This window comes from Dellaglioa sp. CoH-56-MRSF-10, from assembly GCF_056782175.1.
Genome location: NZ_JBXAYF010000002.1, coordinates 217,934 through 233,900, shown reverse-complemented (window position 1 = coordinate 233,900; position 15,967 = coordinate 217,934). Strand labels below are relative to the sequence as shown.

Annotated in this window: 15 protein-coding genes; 14 read left to right on the top strand and 1 reads right to left on the bottom strand. The window is 34.0% G+C overall.

What is annotated here, in order from left to right:
- The first annotated feature begins 8 nt into the window (after positions 1-8).
- From AC1RP4_RS02920 to AC1RP4_RS02895, 6 genes are all read left to right on the top strand, one after another.
- Positions 9-464, top strand: coding sequence for an arginine repressor (locus AC1RP4_RS02920; RefSeq protein ID WP_481761248.1), 456 nt, complete (start codon positions 9-11; stop codon positions 462-464).
- 58 nt (positions 465-522) lie between these two features.
- Positions 523-2,199 (top strand): DNA repair protein RecN, encoded by a 1,677-nt coding sequence (gene recN / locus AC1RP4_RS02915; protein ID WP_481761249.1) that lies wholly within the window; start codon positions 523-525, stop codon positions 2,197-2,199.
- Between the two features lie 62 nt (positions 2,200-2,261).
- On the top strand, positions 2,262-3,473 hold the full coding sequence (locus tag AC1RP4_RS02910; protein ID WP_481761250.1) for a betaine/proline/choline family ABC transporter ATP-binding protein: 1,212 nt from the start codon (positions 2,262-2,264) through the stop codon (positions 3,471-3,473).
- A 2-nt stretch (positions 3,474-3,475) separates the two neighbouring features.
- On the top strand, positions 3,476-4,105 hold the full coding sequence (locus tag AC1RP4_RS02905; protein WP_481761251.1) for an ABC transporter permease: 630 nt from the start codon (positions 3,476-3,478) through the stop codon (positions 4,103-4,105).
- Positions 4,106-4,129: 24 nt separating this feature from the next.
- A complete protein-coding gene (locus AC1RP4_RS02900) occupies positions 4,130-5,050 on the top strand; it encodes an osmoprotectant ABC transporter substrate-binding protein (RefSeq protein WP_481761403.1) in 921 nt (306 codons plus the stop codon).
- Position 5,051: 1 nt separating this feature from the next.
- Positions 5,052-5,705: an ABC transporter permease gene (locus AC1RP4_RS02895; RefSeq protein ID WP_481761252.1), complete on the top strand. Its 654-nt coding sequence runs from the start codon at positions 5,052-5,054 to the stop codon at positions 5,703-5,705.
- Positions 5,706-5,746: 41 nt separating this feature from the next.
- On the opposite strand, the gene AC1RP4_RS02890 is transcribed toward AC1RP4_RS02895, so the two are convergent.
- Complete coding sequence (locus AC1RP4_RS02890; protein ID WP_409022619.1) at positions 5,747-6,079, bottom strand: hypothetical protein; 333 nt, start codon at positions 6,077-6,079, stop codon at positions 5,747-5,749.
- Between the two features lie 180 nt (positions 6,080-6,259).
- On the opposite strand from AC1RP4_RS02890, the gene gmk reads away from it, so the two are divergent.
- From gmk to pknB, 8 genes are all read left to right on the top strand, one after another.
- Positions 6,260-6,880, top strand: a complete 621-nt coding sequence (gene gmk, locus AC1RP4_RS02885; RefSeq protein WP_481761253.1) for a guanylate kinase — start codon at positions 6,260-6,262, stop codon at positions 6,878-6,880.
- Positions 6,877-7,092 (top strand): DNA-directed RNA polymerase subunit omega, encoded by a 216-nt coding sequence (gene rpoZ, locus AC1RP4_RS02880; protein WP_409022617.1) that lies wholly within the window; start codon positions 6,877-6,879, stop codon positions 7,090-7,092. The genes gmk and rpoZ overlap by 4 nt, the downstream gene beginning before the upstream one ends.
- Before the next feature lie 113 nt (positions 7,093-7,205).
- Positions 7,206-8,408, top strand: coding sequence for a bifunctional phosphopantothenoylcysteine decarboxylase/phosphopantothenate--cysteine ligase CoaBC (gene coaBC / locus AC1RP4_RS02875; RefSeq protein ID WP_481761254.1), 1,203 nt, complete (start codon positions 7,206-7,208; stop codon positions 8,406-8,408).
- A 30-nt stretch (positions 8,409-8,438) separates the two neighbouring features.
- Positions 8,439-10,859: a primosomal protein N' gene (priA, locus tag AC1RP4_RS02870; protein ID WP_481761255.1), complete on the top strand. Its 2,421-nt coding sequence runs from the start codon at positions 8,439-8,441 to the stop codon at positions 10,857-10,859.
- Positions 10,860-10,873: 14 nt separating this feature from the next.
- Positions 10,874-11,821 (top strand): methionyl-tRNA formyltransferase, encoded by a 948-nt coding sequence (gene fmt / locus AC1RP4_RS02865; RefSeq protein WP_481761256.1) that lies wholly within the window; start codon positions 10,874-10,876, stop codon positions 11,819-11,821.
- The gene (rsmB, locus tag AC1RP4_RS02860) at positions 11,818-13,170 is read left to right on the top strand and encodes a 16S rRNA (cytosine(967)-C(5))-methyltransferase RsmB (RefSeq protein ID WP_481761257.1); all 1,353 of its coding nucleotides are present in this window, start codon (positions 11,818-11,820) and stop codon (positions 13,168-13,170) included. Before fmt ends, rsmB begins: the two co-directional genes overlap by 4 nt.
- Before the next feature lie 15 nt (positions 13,171-13,185).
- Positions 13,186-13,926: a Stp1/IreP family PP2C-type Ser/Thr phosphatase gene (locus AC1RP4_RS02855; protein WP_481761258.1), complete on the top strand. Its 741-nt coding sequence runs from the start codon at positions 13,186-13,188 to the stop codon at positions 13,924-13,926.
- The gene (gene pknB / locus AC1RP4_RS02850) at positions 13,926-15,938 is read left to right on the top strand and encodes a Stk1 family PASTA domain-containing Ser/Thr kinase (protein WP_481761259.1); all 2,013 of its coding nucleotides are present in this window, start codon (positions 13,926-13,928) and stop codon (positions 15,936-15,938) included. The genes AC1RP4_RS02855 and pknB overlap by 1 nt, the downstream gene beginning before the upstream one ends.
- Positions 15,939-15,967: the final 29 nt, after the last annotated feature.

Sequence of the window (15,967 nt, the reverse complement as noted above, 5' to 3'; positions counted from 1 at the left end):
GGACTTTAATGAAAAAGCAAGAACGGCAACGTTATGTTCGTGAATTATTGAAGAACAATAATATTGATAAGCAGGAAGATTTTGTGAGTTTGCTTAAAAAACAAGGGATTACAGTCACACAAGCAACTATTTCTAGAGATATTAAAGAAATGCAATTAATTAAAGTGCCATCTGCTGATGGAACTTACAGTTATAATTTACCTGTTCAAAAAAAATTGAATACAGAAAAAAAATTAACTAAAACGTTAAAAGATGCTTTTATATCAACTGATGTTCAAAATGAAATGTGTCTCGTTAAGGTGACGCCAGGAAGTGGTCCAGCAATCGTATCTTTAATTGAACAAATGAATTATTCATTTGTTTTTGGTACTTTAGGCGGAGATGGATCAGCTCTAATTATCTGTCACTCGAACAAAGATGCGTTAAAGTTAAGTAAAATTTTAAATGAGATTGTAACTGAATAGATAGAAATAAAATCTGTGACATTTGTTTCAGATTTTTTCTATTAAAGGGGTGAAAAAAATGTTACAAGAATTGACAATAAAAGATTTTGCCATTATTGATTCTTTGAATATCGATTTCATGGCTAATATGACAGTTTTAACAGGTGAAACTGGTGCGGGTAAATCCATTATCATTGATGCTTTGGGCCTCTTATCAGGTGGTAGAGGGTCCCAAGAATTTATTAGAAAAGATGCAAAAAAAATGGTGCTACAAGGACTCTTTATGCCAACTGAAAACTCAAATACGTTAACGAAGTTGGACCAATTAGGTATTGGCCATGATGATAACTCTGTGATTTTACAACGTGAAATACATAGATCTGGTAAAAATATTTGTCGCATAAACGGTATGTTGGTTAACACGAGTACACTAAAATCAATTGGTGAAACGTTAGTTGATATTCATGGCCAAAATGAACATCAAGAATTAATGCAACAGGATAAGCATTTGGGCATGTTAGATGAATATATTAAAAATGATATTCAAACACTGAAGCATAGTTATCAAGAAGCATTTGAATACTATCAAAACCTAAATAAGTTACAAATAAAAAGACAAACAAATCAAAACGAATGGGCACAACGATTAGATATGTTACATTTTCAAAAAGATGAAATTGAAAGTGCAGATTTAATTGAAAATGAAGAAGACATATTAAGCGCTGAAAAAGAACGTCTAGAAAATTTTCAAACTATTAATCAGTCACTGGATGCAAGTTACCAAGCGTTATCGGGTGATGATGAAAATACAGTTGACCATGTTGGTGTTGCAATGTCTAACATGCTAAAAATTGATAATTTAGATAGTGAATATAAAGACTTAGCAGAACGGTTGTCGTCAGCCTATTATATGCTGCAGGATGCATCTAGTGACCTATTGCGTCAGTTAGACTCCCTGGAATGGGATGAGCAACGATTAAATGAGATTGAAAATAGGCTTGAATTAATTGTACAATTAAAACACAAATATGGTGATTCTGTTGAAAAAATATTAGCTTATTTGAGTCTTATATCTGAAGAATTAATTGAAATGGAAGCAACTGAAGGTAATGCAGATGATTTAGATAATCAAGTTAATTTAGCTAGAAAAGAAGCCCATAAATTGGCTGATAAATTAACTAATGTTCGAAAAAAAGCAGCCATCATTCTACAAAAAGAAGTGCATAAACAGTTAAGTGAGTTGTATATGGACAAAGCCGTTTTTGAAGTTAAATTTGATTCACTCAATCAGTTAAATAGTACCGGACAAGATAAAGTTGAATTTTATATTCAAACAAATGTTGGGGAAACAATGGGGCCATTAGCTAAGATTGCTTCTGGTGGTGAACTTTCTCGAATGATGTTAGCGTTAAAGACAATTTTTTCTAGGACGCAAGGTGTCACAAGTATTATATTTGATGAAGTTGATACAGGAGTTAGTGGACGTGTTGCCCAGGCAATTGCTGAAAAAATTAATCAAATTGCCCAACAATCACAAGTTCTATGTATCACACATTTGCCACAGGTTGCTGCAATTAGCGAGCACCATTACTTTATAGCTAAAGAAGTGATTTGTGAACGTACAGAAACATCTATTAAATTGTTATCTAAGGAAGATCGTATTCAAGAAATTGCTCGAATGCTTGCCGGTTCTGAGATTACACCTTTAACTGTTAAACATGCTGAAGAATTACTAAATACGGCACAAAAAAAATAATTAAAACCAAGGTACTACTATGAATAGATGATTGGTTAGTTATAAAAAAGGAGAGTACTAATATGCTTAAGTTTGATAAAATATCAAAAATTTATAAAGGTAATAAAGCTGTAGATAATTTTAATTTGGAAGTTCAAGATGGTGAATTCATTTGTTTCATCGGAACATCTGGTTCAGGTAAAACAACTACTATGAGAATGATTAACCGTATGTTGACACAAACAGAAGGTACAATCACTATTGATGGTAAAGATATAGCCAAAATGGATCCCGTTAAATTACGTCGTAAAATCGGATATGTTATTCAAAATATTGGTTTAATGCCACATATGACTATTCGTGAAAATATTACATTAGTACCAAAATTATTAAAATGGCCTGAAGAAAAAAGAGATGAACGCGCTAAAGAAATGATTAAATTAGTTGAACTACCAGAATCATATTTAGACCGTTACCCATCTGAACTTTCTGGTGGGCAACAACAAAGAATCGGAGTTGTCAGAGCTTTAGCTGCTGATCAAGATATTATCTTGATGGATGAACCTTTTGGTGCGCTTGATCCTATTACTAGAGAAGCTTTACAAGATTTAGTTAAAGATTTACAAGAACGTTTAGGTAAGACATTCGTTTTTGTTACTCATGATATGGATGAAGCTTTAAAATTAGCAACACGAATTGTTGTTATGTCTGAAGGAAAGATTGTTCAAGCAGATACACCCGATAATATTTTGAAAAATCCAGCAAATAAATTTGTTGAAAACTTGATTGGTCAAGATAGACTTATCCAAGCTCGTCCAAGTATTACAACTGTTGGTCAAGTTATGTTAGCTAACCCAGTTTCAATTACACCAGGTAAGTCATTAGTAACAGCTATTCGTTTAATGCATGATCGTCGAGTTGATACGTTGTTAGTTACTGATGATGCTGGTATTTTAAAGGGTTATATTGATATTGAAAGCTTAGATTATAGTTTCAATACATCAAGTAGTGTCAGCGATATTATGAACAAAGATATTTTCTATGTTAAAGAAGATTCATTAGTTCGTGATACTGTTGAACGTATTTTAAAACGTGGATTTAAAAATGTACCTGTTATTAATAAAGATGGTATATTAGTCGGAATTGTAACCCGCGCTACCCTAGTTGATATTGTTTATGATGCACTTTGGGGTGATGAAAATAGTGCTTCTCATGAAGAAGTAACTAAAATAATGACGTCAGACTCAGGTACAGATACCGATGAAACTAGCCCAAGTTCAACGAAGGAGGGTTAATAATGACTTCATTTTTACAAGAATATGGGGCAATGATTGTCTCAAAATTATGGGAACATATTGAAATTTCAGGAATGGCATTATTTTTTGGAGTAGCAATAGCTGTTCCTTTAGGAATTTTACTAACAAGATTACCTAAGACAGCCAATATTGTAATTGCAATTGCTAGTATGTTGCAAACAATTCCTGCTTTAGCTTTACTAGCCATGATGATTCCTTTATTTGGGATTGGTAAGTTACCAGCTGTTGTAGCATTATTTATCTATTCGTTGTTACCAATATTAAGAAATACGTATATTGGTATTAAAGAAGTGGATCCAGTGTTAAAAGACGCTGCTAAAGGGATGGGTATGACTAATTTGCAGTCGATTCTGCAAGTTGAATTAGTTATGGCATCTCAGGTTATTATGTCTGGAATTCGTTTAGCTGCAACTTATGTAATTGCTTGGGCAACATTAGCTTCATATATTGGTGCTGGTGGCTTAGGGGATATGATTTTTAATGGATTAAATTTGTATCAACCAAAATTAATTTTAGGCGGTACAATTCCAGTTATCTTATTAGCCTTACTAGTTGATTTTATACTTGGACAGGTTGAAAAAAAGGTAGCACCAAAAACAACAAGAAATTAAGGAGGCTTTAACATGAAAATTACGATGAAAAAAATACTTGTTAGCTTAAGCCTTCTGTTTGCCGGTGTGAGTCTATCAAGTTGTGGGTTTCCTGGTTTAACAGGTGGCTCTGAATCGACAATTAAAATTGTCGCACAATCAACGACGGAATCTCAAATTATTGGATCAATGCTACAACAATTGATTGAACATGAATCAGATAATCAAGTAGAACTGATAAATAATTTAGGTTCTGGTACATTAAGTTTTAATGCACTCAAAAACGGTGATGCAGATATATCATCTGCTAGATATACAGGAACTGACTTAAGTGCGGTATTAAATAAACCAGTAGAAAAAGATACCGTTAAAGCTAATAAAATAGTTAAAGATGGATTCGAAAATAGATTCCAAATGAAATGGTTTGATAGTTTAGGTTTTGCTGATACTTATGCATTTATGGTTACAAAAGAGACAGCTAAAAAGTACAATTTAAACACAGTATCTGATTTAAGAAAAATTGAATCTAAATTAACAGTCGGTGTTGATGCCAACTGGATTAGCCGTGTAGGTGATGGTTACGATGGTTTCCAAAAAGAATATAATATTAAATTTGGTAACATTTATCCTATGCAGATTGGATTAGTCTATAGCGCTTTGGCAAAGGGTAAAATGGATGTTGTTCTTGGATATTCAACTGATGGCCGAATTAAGAGTTATGATCTGAAAATTTTGAAGGATGATCGTCACTTCTTCCCACCATATTCAGCAAGCCTTGTTGCAAATGATTCTATCTTGAAGGAACATCCTGAATTAACACCGCTTATTGATCGACTTAAAAACAAAATTAATTTATCAACAATGCAATCATTAAATTACAAAGTTGATAATGATTTTTACGAACCAGCAGTAGTTGCAAAACAATTCTTAGAAGAACATCATTACTTCGAAAAGGCGGGTGATTAATATGAATACTTTTGATCAATTGATGTCTTATTTTAGTAATAATGGGTTATATGTTTTACAAGAATTTACAAGACATTTTTTAATTTCAATATATGGTGTGATAATTGCTGCAATTATTGGGATTCCAATCGGAATTTTTATCTCAAAACATCATAGATTGAGCGATGTAGCAATAGGTGCTGCTAATGTTATTCAAACTGTACCATCATTAGCAATGTTATCTATTATTATGTTGGGACTAGGTTTAGGTGTTAATACAGTTATTGTAACTGTTGCACTTTACTCACTATTACCTATTTTAAAAAATACGTATTCAGGGATGATTAATGTTGATCCTGGCGTTCTTGATTCTGGTAAAGGGATGGGAATGACGAGACTTCAAATCCTTTATATGATTGAGTTACCGTTATCATTATCAGTTATCATGGCCGGAATTAGAAATGCATTAGTTGTTGCAATTGGTATTACAGCAATTGGTTCATTTATTGGTGCAGGTGGACTTGGAGATATTATTATCCGAGGAACAAATGCAACTGATGGAGCAGCTATTATTTTAGCTGGTGCATTGCCAACAGCTCTAATGGCCGTTATTGCTGATGCAATTTTGGCACTTATTCAAAGAAAATTTGATCCAACAACAATTAAACGTAAATAAAAAAATGGTCATTTTCTAGTTGTTATAGAAAGTGACCATTTTTATATTGAATCGATTAAAGCGATATAACGGAGTTGATTATCAGTAAGAAGGTAAGTGATATTCGTATATTGCGTTTTAAATATTAATTGATTAGAACCAGAACGTCGGTGTAAGGTACCACGAAGTTCTTGGAATTCTTTTTGAAATCCAGTTGGATTTAATTGTAAAATAATTGTTTTTTTCATTTTTAAAACTTTTTCTGTAAAGAGTGCTAATTGAAATTGAGGCATTTGTGGTCTTAAAATAAAGTCATCTAAATCAAAAATTTTATGATATGAATATTGTAGTGTTGAGCCAATAGTTTGAATTGTTGTTTGTTGTTTATTTTGCATAATAAAGTTCCTCCCCGAACGTTTGTTTGTATTTTCATTATACGAACAAACGTTCGGTAAAGCAAGTGTTAATTTATAATATATTTAAAAGATGACAACAGCGCATAAAAAGCTTGAATAATAGCCGTAAAAAGTGCATACTATTTATTAATACTTATCTTAGAGGAGTTTACAAATTTAATGGCTAATCGTGGAATGTTGATCGTACTATCTGGTCCATCAGGGGTCGGTAAAGGAACCGTAAGAAAAGCAATTTTTGACCAAGCTGACAATAAGTTTCTTTATTCAATTTCAATGACCACTCGTAAAATGCGAGAAGGCGAAGTTGATGGTGTTGACTATCATTTTGTATCAAAAGAAGAATTTGAGAATGAAATTTCAACGGGCGGTATGTTAGAATACGCCAAGTATGTTGACAATTACTATGGAACACCGTTAAAATATGTAAATAAGATGCTTGACGCTGGTCAAGATGTCTTTCTTGAAATTGAAGTACAAGGTGCTATGCAAGTTCGAGAAAAAATTTCTGATGGTTTATTTATTTTCTTAACGCCACCTGATTTGATGGAATTAAGACAAAGAATTACAGGACGTGGAACGGATGATTCTGCAACTATTGATAAACGAATGACAAAAGCCATTGGTGAGATTGATATGATGCAGAATTACGATTACGCGGTTGTTAATGATGAAATAAATGATGCTGTTGAAAAAATTCAAACGATTATTAAAGCTGAACGTTGGCGTGTAAAACGATTTTTACCTGACTATAGAAAACAATTAGGAGATGTATTTAAATGATTTTATATCCTTCAGTAGATGACTTATTGAAACAAGTAGATTCAAGATACTCATTAATTATGTTAGCAAGTAAACGTGCCCATGAATTAGATGCTGGCGCTCTACCAATGCTTTCTAATTACAAATCAAAAAAGAATGTTGGACGTGCTTTGGAAGAAGTTGTTACTGGTGATTTAATTATTGATCCAGTTGAAAAAGAAGATATTCGTTAATCTGATTAAATGAAAAGGAGTTAAGACAAGCTAATTGTCCTAACTCCTATTTTATTTCTTAGAAAATTGATACAATAGAGAATAGAATAAATTCGGTATGGGGGCGACATGAAATGACACTTGAAAATAAAAAAATCGGTCTTGTTGTAACAGGTGGTATTGCAGCGTATAAAAGTTTGGGATTAGTCCGAGCACTAATTAAACAAGGTGCTAGCGTTCGAGTTGCGATGACCAAAGCTGCAACTGAATTTGTAACACCCTTGAGTTTTGAAACGTTGAGTAAAAATAGGGTGTTAACTGATTTATTTTCAGGAAAAGAGTCTGAGCATGTTGCACATATTGAATTTGCAGACTGGGCAGAATTAATGGTTATTGCACCAGCGACAGCAAACATTATCGCAAAAATGGCCAATGGTATCGCAGATGATTTTGTTTCAACCACTTTATTAGCAACTGAGGCACAAAAAATTGTTGTGCCCGCAATGAATGAACATATGCTAATGAATTCTGCTACACAACGTAATCTTAAATTTTTAGGACGAAATAACATTCAGATTATTGAACCAGAAATAGGCTTTTTAGCAGAAGGTTATTCAGGTAAGGGACGTTTTCCCGAATTAAATGTGATAATGTCAGTTATTCAAACTTCCTTTGAGGATAGTGACAAACCATTAGAAGGTAAAAATGTCTTAGTGACAGCTGGTGGTACACGAGAACGAATCGATCCAGTTCGTTTTATCGCTAATGATTCTTCTGGTAAAATGGGTTTCGCAATTGCGATTGAAGCGCAAAAGTTAGGTGCTAATGTCACCTTAATTAGCGGAATAAGCCAGTTGCCAGACCCAATTGGCGTGACAACAATTAGAGTTACAACTGCGTTAGAGTTATCTGAAGCTATCAATAAGCGATTTGATGACCAAAATATTTTGATAATGGCAGCAGCTGTTTCAGATTATCGTGTACAAAATGTTGCAGATCAGAAAATAAAAAAAGCTGAATCTACTTTAACGTTAATATTAGAAAAAAATCCAGATATTTTAAAACATTTGGGCCAAATTAAGCAAAATCAGTATTTAGTCGGATTTGCTGCGGAAACCCAAAACGGACTAGAAAATGCACAAGAAAAATTAGAAAAGAAAAATTTAGATTTATTGGTTTTAAATGATGTCTCAAATTCTGCCATTGGATTTAATAGCAATGATAATGAGGTAACACTGCTTAGACCAAACAGAAAAAATGATTTCATAAAGCAAACAAGTAAAAAGCAAATTGCTAAGGAATTATTAGCTACTATTATAAGCGATGTAGTAAAATAAGCAGTTAATTAAATGAAAGGAGGTTTCAGTATGTCACAATATGCAAAAATTATCGTTGATGTTCCTACGATGCAAACGGACCAGCCATATACGTATTCAATCCCAGCAGTATTAACAAATCAGATTGAGATTGGCATGCGGGTTATTGTACCATTTGGGAATGGTAAACGATTGGTTCAAGGATTTGTAATTGATCTTTTTGATAAGAATGAGTTCGATGGTCATGTAAAAGATATTCAATCAGTCGTTGATTTAAGACCTGTTGTGAATACTGAATTATTAGACTTATCTGAGTGGATAGCTAATGAAACCTTTTCCTTCCGTATAACTGCCTTACAAATGGTTTTACCGAGTGTCATGCGTGCAACCTATAAAAAGCGAGTTCGTTTAATTGACGAAATTGATGAAGATTTACAAGATAAATTATTTCAAGGTCAAGATTCTATTGAATTTGATCCAGAACATATGGATGCTCAAATAATTAAAGAATTATTACAACTTACCAAGGCTGAAAAGGCTGAGATGATTTATGAAGTTGGCAATAAAGCTAAAGTTAAAATGCAAATATCAATCCAACCAAAACTTGGATTCGAAGCATATGAAAATATTCGAAGTGGTTTACGTAAAAATGCTAAACAACAGCACTTATTGATTGACTATCTACAATCACTCACTGAAGATAGCTTGATTCCTCAGAAACAAGTTGTTGAGGAAATAGGCGTGACACCTGCAACAATTACAGCTGGAGCAAAAAATGGTTGGCTTGAAAAAGTTGAGACTGAGGTATATCGGGACCCATATAAAGACACAATTATTGAGCCAACCAATATGCAAGAATTAACCTCAGATCAAGAGGTTGCGGTGCTAGCTGTCGATGAGGCTATTAAAAGTGGAACTAATACAACATTTTTACTTCAAGGTGTGACGGGGAGTGGGAAAACAGAAGTTTATTTGCAGACAATCGCAAAAGCGCTAGAACTTAGAAAAACAGCTTTGATGCTTGTACCAGAAATAGCTTTGACACCCCAAATGGTTAAGCGAGTTAAATCACGATTTGGTAATCTAGTTGCGGTCCTGCATAGCGGTTTGTCTGACGGTGAGCGTTATGATGAATGGCGCCGGATTGAGCGTAAAGAAGCGCAAGTAGTTGTCGGTGCACGTTCAGCCGTTTTTGCACCATTAGATAATATTGGCGTTATTATTGTTGATGAAGAGCATGAATCGAGCTATAAACAAGATGAAACACCAAGGTATCATGCAAGGGATGTTGTTCTTTGGAGAAGTAAAAGACATCAGTGTCCTGTCATATTGGGTAGTGCAACACCATCCCTCGAATCTCGTGCTAGAGCTCAAAAAGGCGTGTATGAGTGGTTACAATTACCTCAACGTATAAATGGTCATCCCATGCCAGAAGTTACGCTAATTGATATGAGAGAAGAAATGAAAAAGACTGGTGAGAGTAATTTTTCTGAGCCACTTAGACATGAAATTACTAAGCGCCTTGAGAAAAATGAACAGACTGTTTTAATGTTAAATCGTCGTGGGTTTTCATCTTTCGTAATGTGCCGAGATTGTGGATTCGTGCTACCTTGTCCTAACTGTGATACTTCTTTAACATTGCATATGGATACTCATACAATGAAATGTCATTATTGTGGACATGAAGAAGGTATTCCTAAAACTTGTCCTAACTGTCATAGTCGAAAAATTAGATATTATGGTACAGGTACGCAAAAAGTTGAAGAAGAACTTAAAACGTTATATCCAGAGGCTAAAATTTTACGAATGGACGTTGATACGACACGTAAAAAAGGCGCACACGAAAAAATCCTAGCTAAATTTGGCGCAAAAGAAGCTGATATTTTATTGGGTACACAAATGATTGCGAAAGGGTTAGACTTTCCTGATGTGACGTTAGTTGGCGTTCTTAATGCAGATACAGCACTTAGTTTGCCTGATTTTAGATCAAGTGAAAGAACGTTCCAATTATTAACCCAAGTGAGCGGTCGAGCTGGTCGAGCTGAAAAAGAAGGACATGTTATTATCCAAACTTTTAATCCAGATCACTACGCGATTCAATATGCGAAGCATCATGACTATGAATCATTTTATAAAAAAGAAATGTCAGTTCGACATATGGAAAATTATCCACCATATTATTATACAATTCAGCTCACTGCTAGTTATACGGATGAGGCTGGAGCAGCGAAAAAAATGTTAGAAGCAGTTCAATTTTTAAAACCAGTGTTATCAAAGAATGCGATTATTCTTGGACCAACACCAAAATCAATTATGCGTGTTAATAATCGTTTTTATTATCAAGTGGTTATTAAGTATAAATCAGAAGGTCAATTAAAAGAACGACTAAGAGAGTTAATGACTAAATCTCAAGCCGAAGTTCGAAAAGGTTTAAAATTAACGATTGATTCTGAACCAGTAAACTTTATTTAAATTAAGGAGATATTATGACGTCAATTGTATTTATGGGAACACCAGAATTTTCAGCTCCAATTTTAGAAAGTTTAATTGAAAACGGCTATGACGTGAAAGCTGTTATGACACAACCAGATCGAATGGTTGGGCGAAAACGTATTTTAACGCAATCACCAGTAAAACAAGTTGCAGTAAAACATGGTATTGAGGTATTACAACCAGAAAAATTAAGTGGCAGCGATGAAATGGCCAAAGTAATTGCAATGGCACCCGATTTTTTGGTAACTGCAGCATTTGGACAATTTTTACCAACAAAATTATTAGAATCTGCTAAAATTGGTGCAATAAACGTCCATGGTTCACTATTACCTAAATATCGTGGTGGCGCACCAATTCAATATGCTATTATGAATGGTGAACAAGAAACAGGTATTACCATTATTTATATGGTTAAAAAAATGGATGCTGGAAATATTATTAGCCGTCGTGCAATTAAAATTGAAAATAATGATGATACTGGTTCAATGTTTGAAAAATTAAGTTTATTAGGTAAGGAACTATTACTTGAAACATTACCAAAACTAATTGATGGTACAAGTGAATCAACACCACAAAATGAAGATAAAGTAACCTTTTCACCTACCATTAAACCAGAAGAAGAAGCCCTTGATTTTTCAAAAACGGCTAATGAAATAGACTGGAAAATTCGTAGCTTAAGACCGGTACCTGGTGCATATACGATTTTAAAGGGTAAGAGAACTAAAATATGGGATATAACTGTACTAGATAAAAAAACTATTTTATCTGCTGGAAAAGTAGTTGAAGTAGCTAAAAAATCACTTGAAATTGCTTGTGGTGATGGGACCGTATTAGCTATTAATTCGCTTCAACCAGATGGTAAATCAAAACAAACCATTGTCGACTACCTAAACGGTAGTGGGCAAGGAATAAAAGAAGGACAACAGGTGATTGATGTATGACAACTGATTTAAAAACGACACCCCGATTCTTAGCAGTTGATCTTTTAACAAGAGTTGCTAAACAAGGGACGTATTCAAATATTGCGTTGAACCAAGTGATTAAGAATAATCATATGGAAGTTCGGGATGCTCATTTATTAACACAACTAGTTTACGGTGTTATCCAAAGACGTCTCACTTTAGAATATTGGTTGGCACCATTTGTTAAAAATCCTAGCAAAATGGATAATTGGGTTCAAGAATTACTATTGAGTGCCATTTATCAGATGCATTATCTTGATAAAATTCCAACTCGCGCAATTTTTAATGAATCAATTGAAATTGCAAAACGAAAAGGCCATGCAGGTACGCGTAAATTTGTTACTGGTGTTTTACATGCAATTGAGCGTGAAGGTATCCGTCCTGTTTCTGAAATTAAAGATGATATTGAACGTTTGAGTATTGAAAGTAGTACACCAGTTTGGTTGGTAAACGAATTAATTAAACAAGTAGGCTTAGAAAAAGCGACACATTTGTTGGCTTCAATCAATGAAGCACCTGATCAATCTGTTAGAGTAAATACAGCTAAAGCAACTGTCGAAGAAGTCATTGAAAAAATGGAAAATGAAGGCTTTGAGGTGAAACGTAGTCAAGTTTCACCAGTTGGGTTATTAGTGACTAATGGATTTGCTCCTGATAGTGGCGTTTATCACGATGGGTTAATTACGATTCAAGATGAAAGTGCAATGTTAGTTGCTGACGCAATGAATATTCAACCAGGTGATAAAGTTTTAGATGCATGTGCCGCACCAGGTGGAAAAACAACCCATATTGCATCATTCCTAGATGAAACTTTATTTGGTGAAGTTGTAGGGTTAGATATTCATGCACACAAAGTTAAATTAATCGGTGATAATGCTAAACGTTTAGGTTTATCTAGTGTTGTTGAGGAGATGGTATTAGATGCACGTTTAATTTCAGAAGAATTTGATAATGAATATTTTGATTCAATTCTTGTTGATGCACCTTGTTCTGGAATTGGATTATTACGTCGTAAACCAGAAATTAAATATGAAAAAACATTAGCTGATTCAAATAATTTACAAAAAATTCAATTAGCTATTTTAGACAAAGTGGCACCAACTTTGAAAAAAGGTGGTCGCTTAACTTATAGTACATGTACTATTTTAGATATTGAAAATAAGGATGTTGTTAACCAGTTTGTTGAAACTCATCCTGAATTTAAAGTGATTGAAACGCCAACTGCTTTGGCATTAAAAGAAAATAGAGACGATAAAGAATTAACTATTTATCCGGATGATTATCATTCAGATGGATTTTTCATTACATGTTTAGAAAAACAACTTTAGACTCGAGGTGTAAGAATGAAAGTTGCCTATCAAACAGATGTAGGTAGTGTCAGAGAAAATAATGAAGATTACGTCGGTGTCTTTCACAATAAAAGTGGTATTTCTTTTGTGATGGTTGCAGATGGTATCGGTGGTCATTTGGGCGGAGATGTTGCTTCAGAAATGGCCGTTTCACACATGGGATTTCGATTTGAAGGAACTAATTTTAGCCAGCCCAGTGATGCAATTAAATGGATAACCAAAGAAGTAGAGATGGAAAATAAACAAATTATTGAAAAGTCTAATCAATATGAAGATCTTTCAGGTATGGGCACAACAATGGTATGTGCCATATTCTTTGAAGAAAAATATATTGTTGCCAATATTGGTGATAGCCGAGGATACTTATTACGTGACAAAGAACTTTATCAATTAACTGAAGATCATTCAGTAGTGAATGAATTAATTAAGCGTGGCGAACTAACCGTAGAAGATGCTAAAAATTATCCGCAAAAGAATATGATTACAAGAAGTTTAGGTATCTCGTCAGATGCTGATGCTGATATTGCGGTTAATGATTCTGAGTCGGGTGATTTATTATTATTATGCACAGATGGCTTAACTAATATGGTCTCTGATGATGAAATCAAGACGGTCTTAAAAAATACTACAACTGTTGAAGAAAAAGGCTCGGAATTAATTAGATTGGCCAATAAGGCAGGCGGATTAGATAACATTACCGCACTCCTGGTTAGCAATGATCGGGGGATAGTGTAATGAAACCTGATACAATTTTTAATGAACGTTATAAAATAATAAATTCATTAGGCGAAGGTGGCATGGCAAATGTCTATCTTGCGACTGATTTAATTTTGGATCGACCAGTAGCTGTTAAAGTATTGCGAGTCGATTTAAGGGATGATCAAGATACTGTTAGACGTTTTAAACGTGAGGCATTGGCAACAACTGAATTGGTTCATCCAAATATTGTGAATGTTTATGATGTCGGTGAAGTAGACGGACTGCAATTTATGGTCATGGAATATGTGCCGGGACATGATTTAAAAACATATATAGCAAAAAGGTTCCCAATTCCATATCAAGTTGTGATTGATATTATGACTCAAATTTTATCAGCTGTAGAAGTAGCACATGATCACAGTATTATTCATCGTGATTTAAAACCACAAAATATTTTAATAGATGCAGATGGTAATGCTAAAATTACAGATTTTGGTATTGCTGTGGCATTGGCTGATCATTCGTTAACACAAACTAATACTTTATTGGGTTCTGTTCATTATCTTTCGCCAGAACAGGCTAGAGGTAGCATGGCAACAAAACAATCTGATATCTATTCGCTTGGTATTATTTTGTATGAAATGTTAACTGGGCGAGTTCCTTTTGAAGGTGAAACAGCTGTTTCAATTGCCCTAAAACATTTTCAAAGTGATGTGCCATCTGTTCGGGAATTTGATCCTAATATTCCGCAGTCTCTTGAAAATGTTGTTTTACAAGCAACAAGTAAAGTACCGCGAGATAGGTTCCAATCTGCTGGAGAAATGTCAATTGCTTTGCGAGAATCTTTGGCTAAAAAAAATGTGGCAAAGTGGCAGCCTGAAGAGGTTATCAGTGGTGAAACTAAAGTATTGCCGGTATTTGATAAGCAGACTGTAGAAACACTTAGTCCGAATCAGGAACCAGATGTAAAAAAAGATACGAAAAAGAAAATGAGTCGTCGTAAAAAATGGACTATCGGCGCAATCATTTTTGCTTTTGTCGCTCTTATTCTGGGTGGTGCGATTCTTGCAATGAGTTCACCAAAAGAAGTTAAGGTCCCTGATTTAAGCGGAATGACAGTTAGTGAAGCAAAATCAAATTTAGCAGACAAAAATTTGAAACTTGGTAAAATTACTCGAACAAATAGTGAAACCGTTGATAGTGGTAATATCATTAATTCAACACCTAAGAAGAATGAAATAATTCGAGAAAAAAATCAGGTTGATGTAATGGTATCAAAGGGAAAAGCTAAGATAACAATCGAGAATTACGTTGGTAGTAATTATGAGGATGTTAAAACAACGTTAGAAAATGATGGCTTTAAAGTTGAAAAAGAAACGGAAGAGTCAGAATCTGTGACTGAAAATGAAATTATGGCGCAAGATGTCACAGCGGGTGATAAGGTAGTTCCGAGTGATACAGTGATTACATTGACAGTTAGTTCAGGTCCTAAAGTGTATACACTTAGAGATTTAACAGGATATACAAGAAAAAGTGTTCAGGATTATACAAGCGAATTAGGTGGTAATCTGACAATTAGCGAGGCCTACTCAGATTCAGTTGACAAAGGTCAAGTTATTAAACAATCACCAGCAGAAGGAAGCTCTTTTTCTAAAGGTGATCGATTATCAGTTGTTATTTCTAAAGGAAAAAAAGTCACAACTGATGAATTTACCAGGACTATATCTGTTCCATTCAAATCAATTGTGTCAGAAAGTTCAAGTTCAGTTGATGAAGAAAAAGATACGGATGAGGACAAAGACTCGTCGTCAGATGATAGTTCCAGCTCTAGTTCAAGTTCTTCAGAATCAAAAGCAGATGAAAATGCTATTGAAATTTATATTGAAGACAAAACACATAACATTGATGATATTTATGAACGGAAAACAATTACAAAAGATACTGATTTTAAATTATCATTTGTTTTAGATTCTGGAAAAGCAGGAAAATATAAAATTTTGCGTGATGGTGAAGTAATTGCGGAAAATGATAATGTAACTAAAAATTAAATAAAAGATGTGGTAAAATTAGATTAGAG

Coding starts and splice junctions, on each gene's coding strand:
- AC1RP4_RS02920 (WP_481761248.1), top strand. CDS start 9: ATGAAAAAGCAAGAACGGCAACGTTATGTTCGTGAATTATTGAAGAAC.
- recN (WP_481761249.1), top strand. CDS start 523: ATGTTACAAGAATTGACAATAAAAGATTTTGCCATTATTGATTCTTTG.
- AC1RP4_RS02910 (WP_481761250.1), top strand. CDS start 2,262: ATGCTTAAGTTTGATAAAATATCAAAAATTTATAAAGGTAATAAAGCT.
- AC1RP4_RS02905 (WP_481761251.1), top strand. CDS start 3,476: ATGACTTCATTTTTACAAGAATATGGGGCAATGATTGTCTCAAAATTA.
- AC1RP4_RS02900 (WP_481761403.1), top strand. CDS start 4,130: ATGAAAAAAATACTTGTTAGCTTAAGCCTTCTGTTTGCCGGTGTGAGT.
- AC1RP4_RS02895 (WP_481761252.1), top strand. CDS start 5,052: ATGAATACTTTTGATCAATTGATGTCTTATTTTAGTAATAATGGGTTA.
- AC1RP4_RS02890 (WP_409022619.1), bottom strand. CDS start 6,079: ATGCAAAATAAACAACAAACAACAATTCAAACTATTGGCTCAACACTA.
- gmk (WP_481761253.1), top strand. CDS start 6,260: ATGGCTAATCGTGGAATGTTGATCGTACTATCTGGTCCATCAGGGGTC.
- rpoZ (WP_409022617.1), top strand. CDS start 6,877: ATGATTTTATATCCTTCAGTAGATGACTTATTGAAACAAGTAGATTCA.
- coaBC (WP_481761254.1), top strand. CDS start 7,206: ATGACACTTGAAAATAAAAAAATCGGTCTTGTTGTAACAGGTGGTATT.
- priA (WP_481761255.1), top strand. CDS start 8,439: ATGTCACAATATGCAAAAATTATCGTTGATGTTCCTACGATGCAAACG.
- fmt (WP_481761256.1), top strand. CDS start 10,874: ATGACGTCAATTGTATTTATGGGAACACCAGAATTTTCAGCTCCAATT.
- rsmB (WP_481761257.1), top strand. CDS start 11,818: ATGACAACTGATTTAAAAACGACACCCCGATTCTTAGCAGTTGATCTT.
- AC1RP4_RS02855 (WP_481761258.1), top strand. CDS start 13,186: ATGAAAGTTGCCTATCAAACAGATGTAGGTAGTGTCAGAGAAAATAAT.
- pknB (WP_481761259.1), top strand. CDS start 13,926: ATGAAACCTGATACAATTTTTAATGAACGTTATAAAATAATAAATTCA.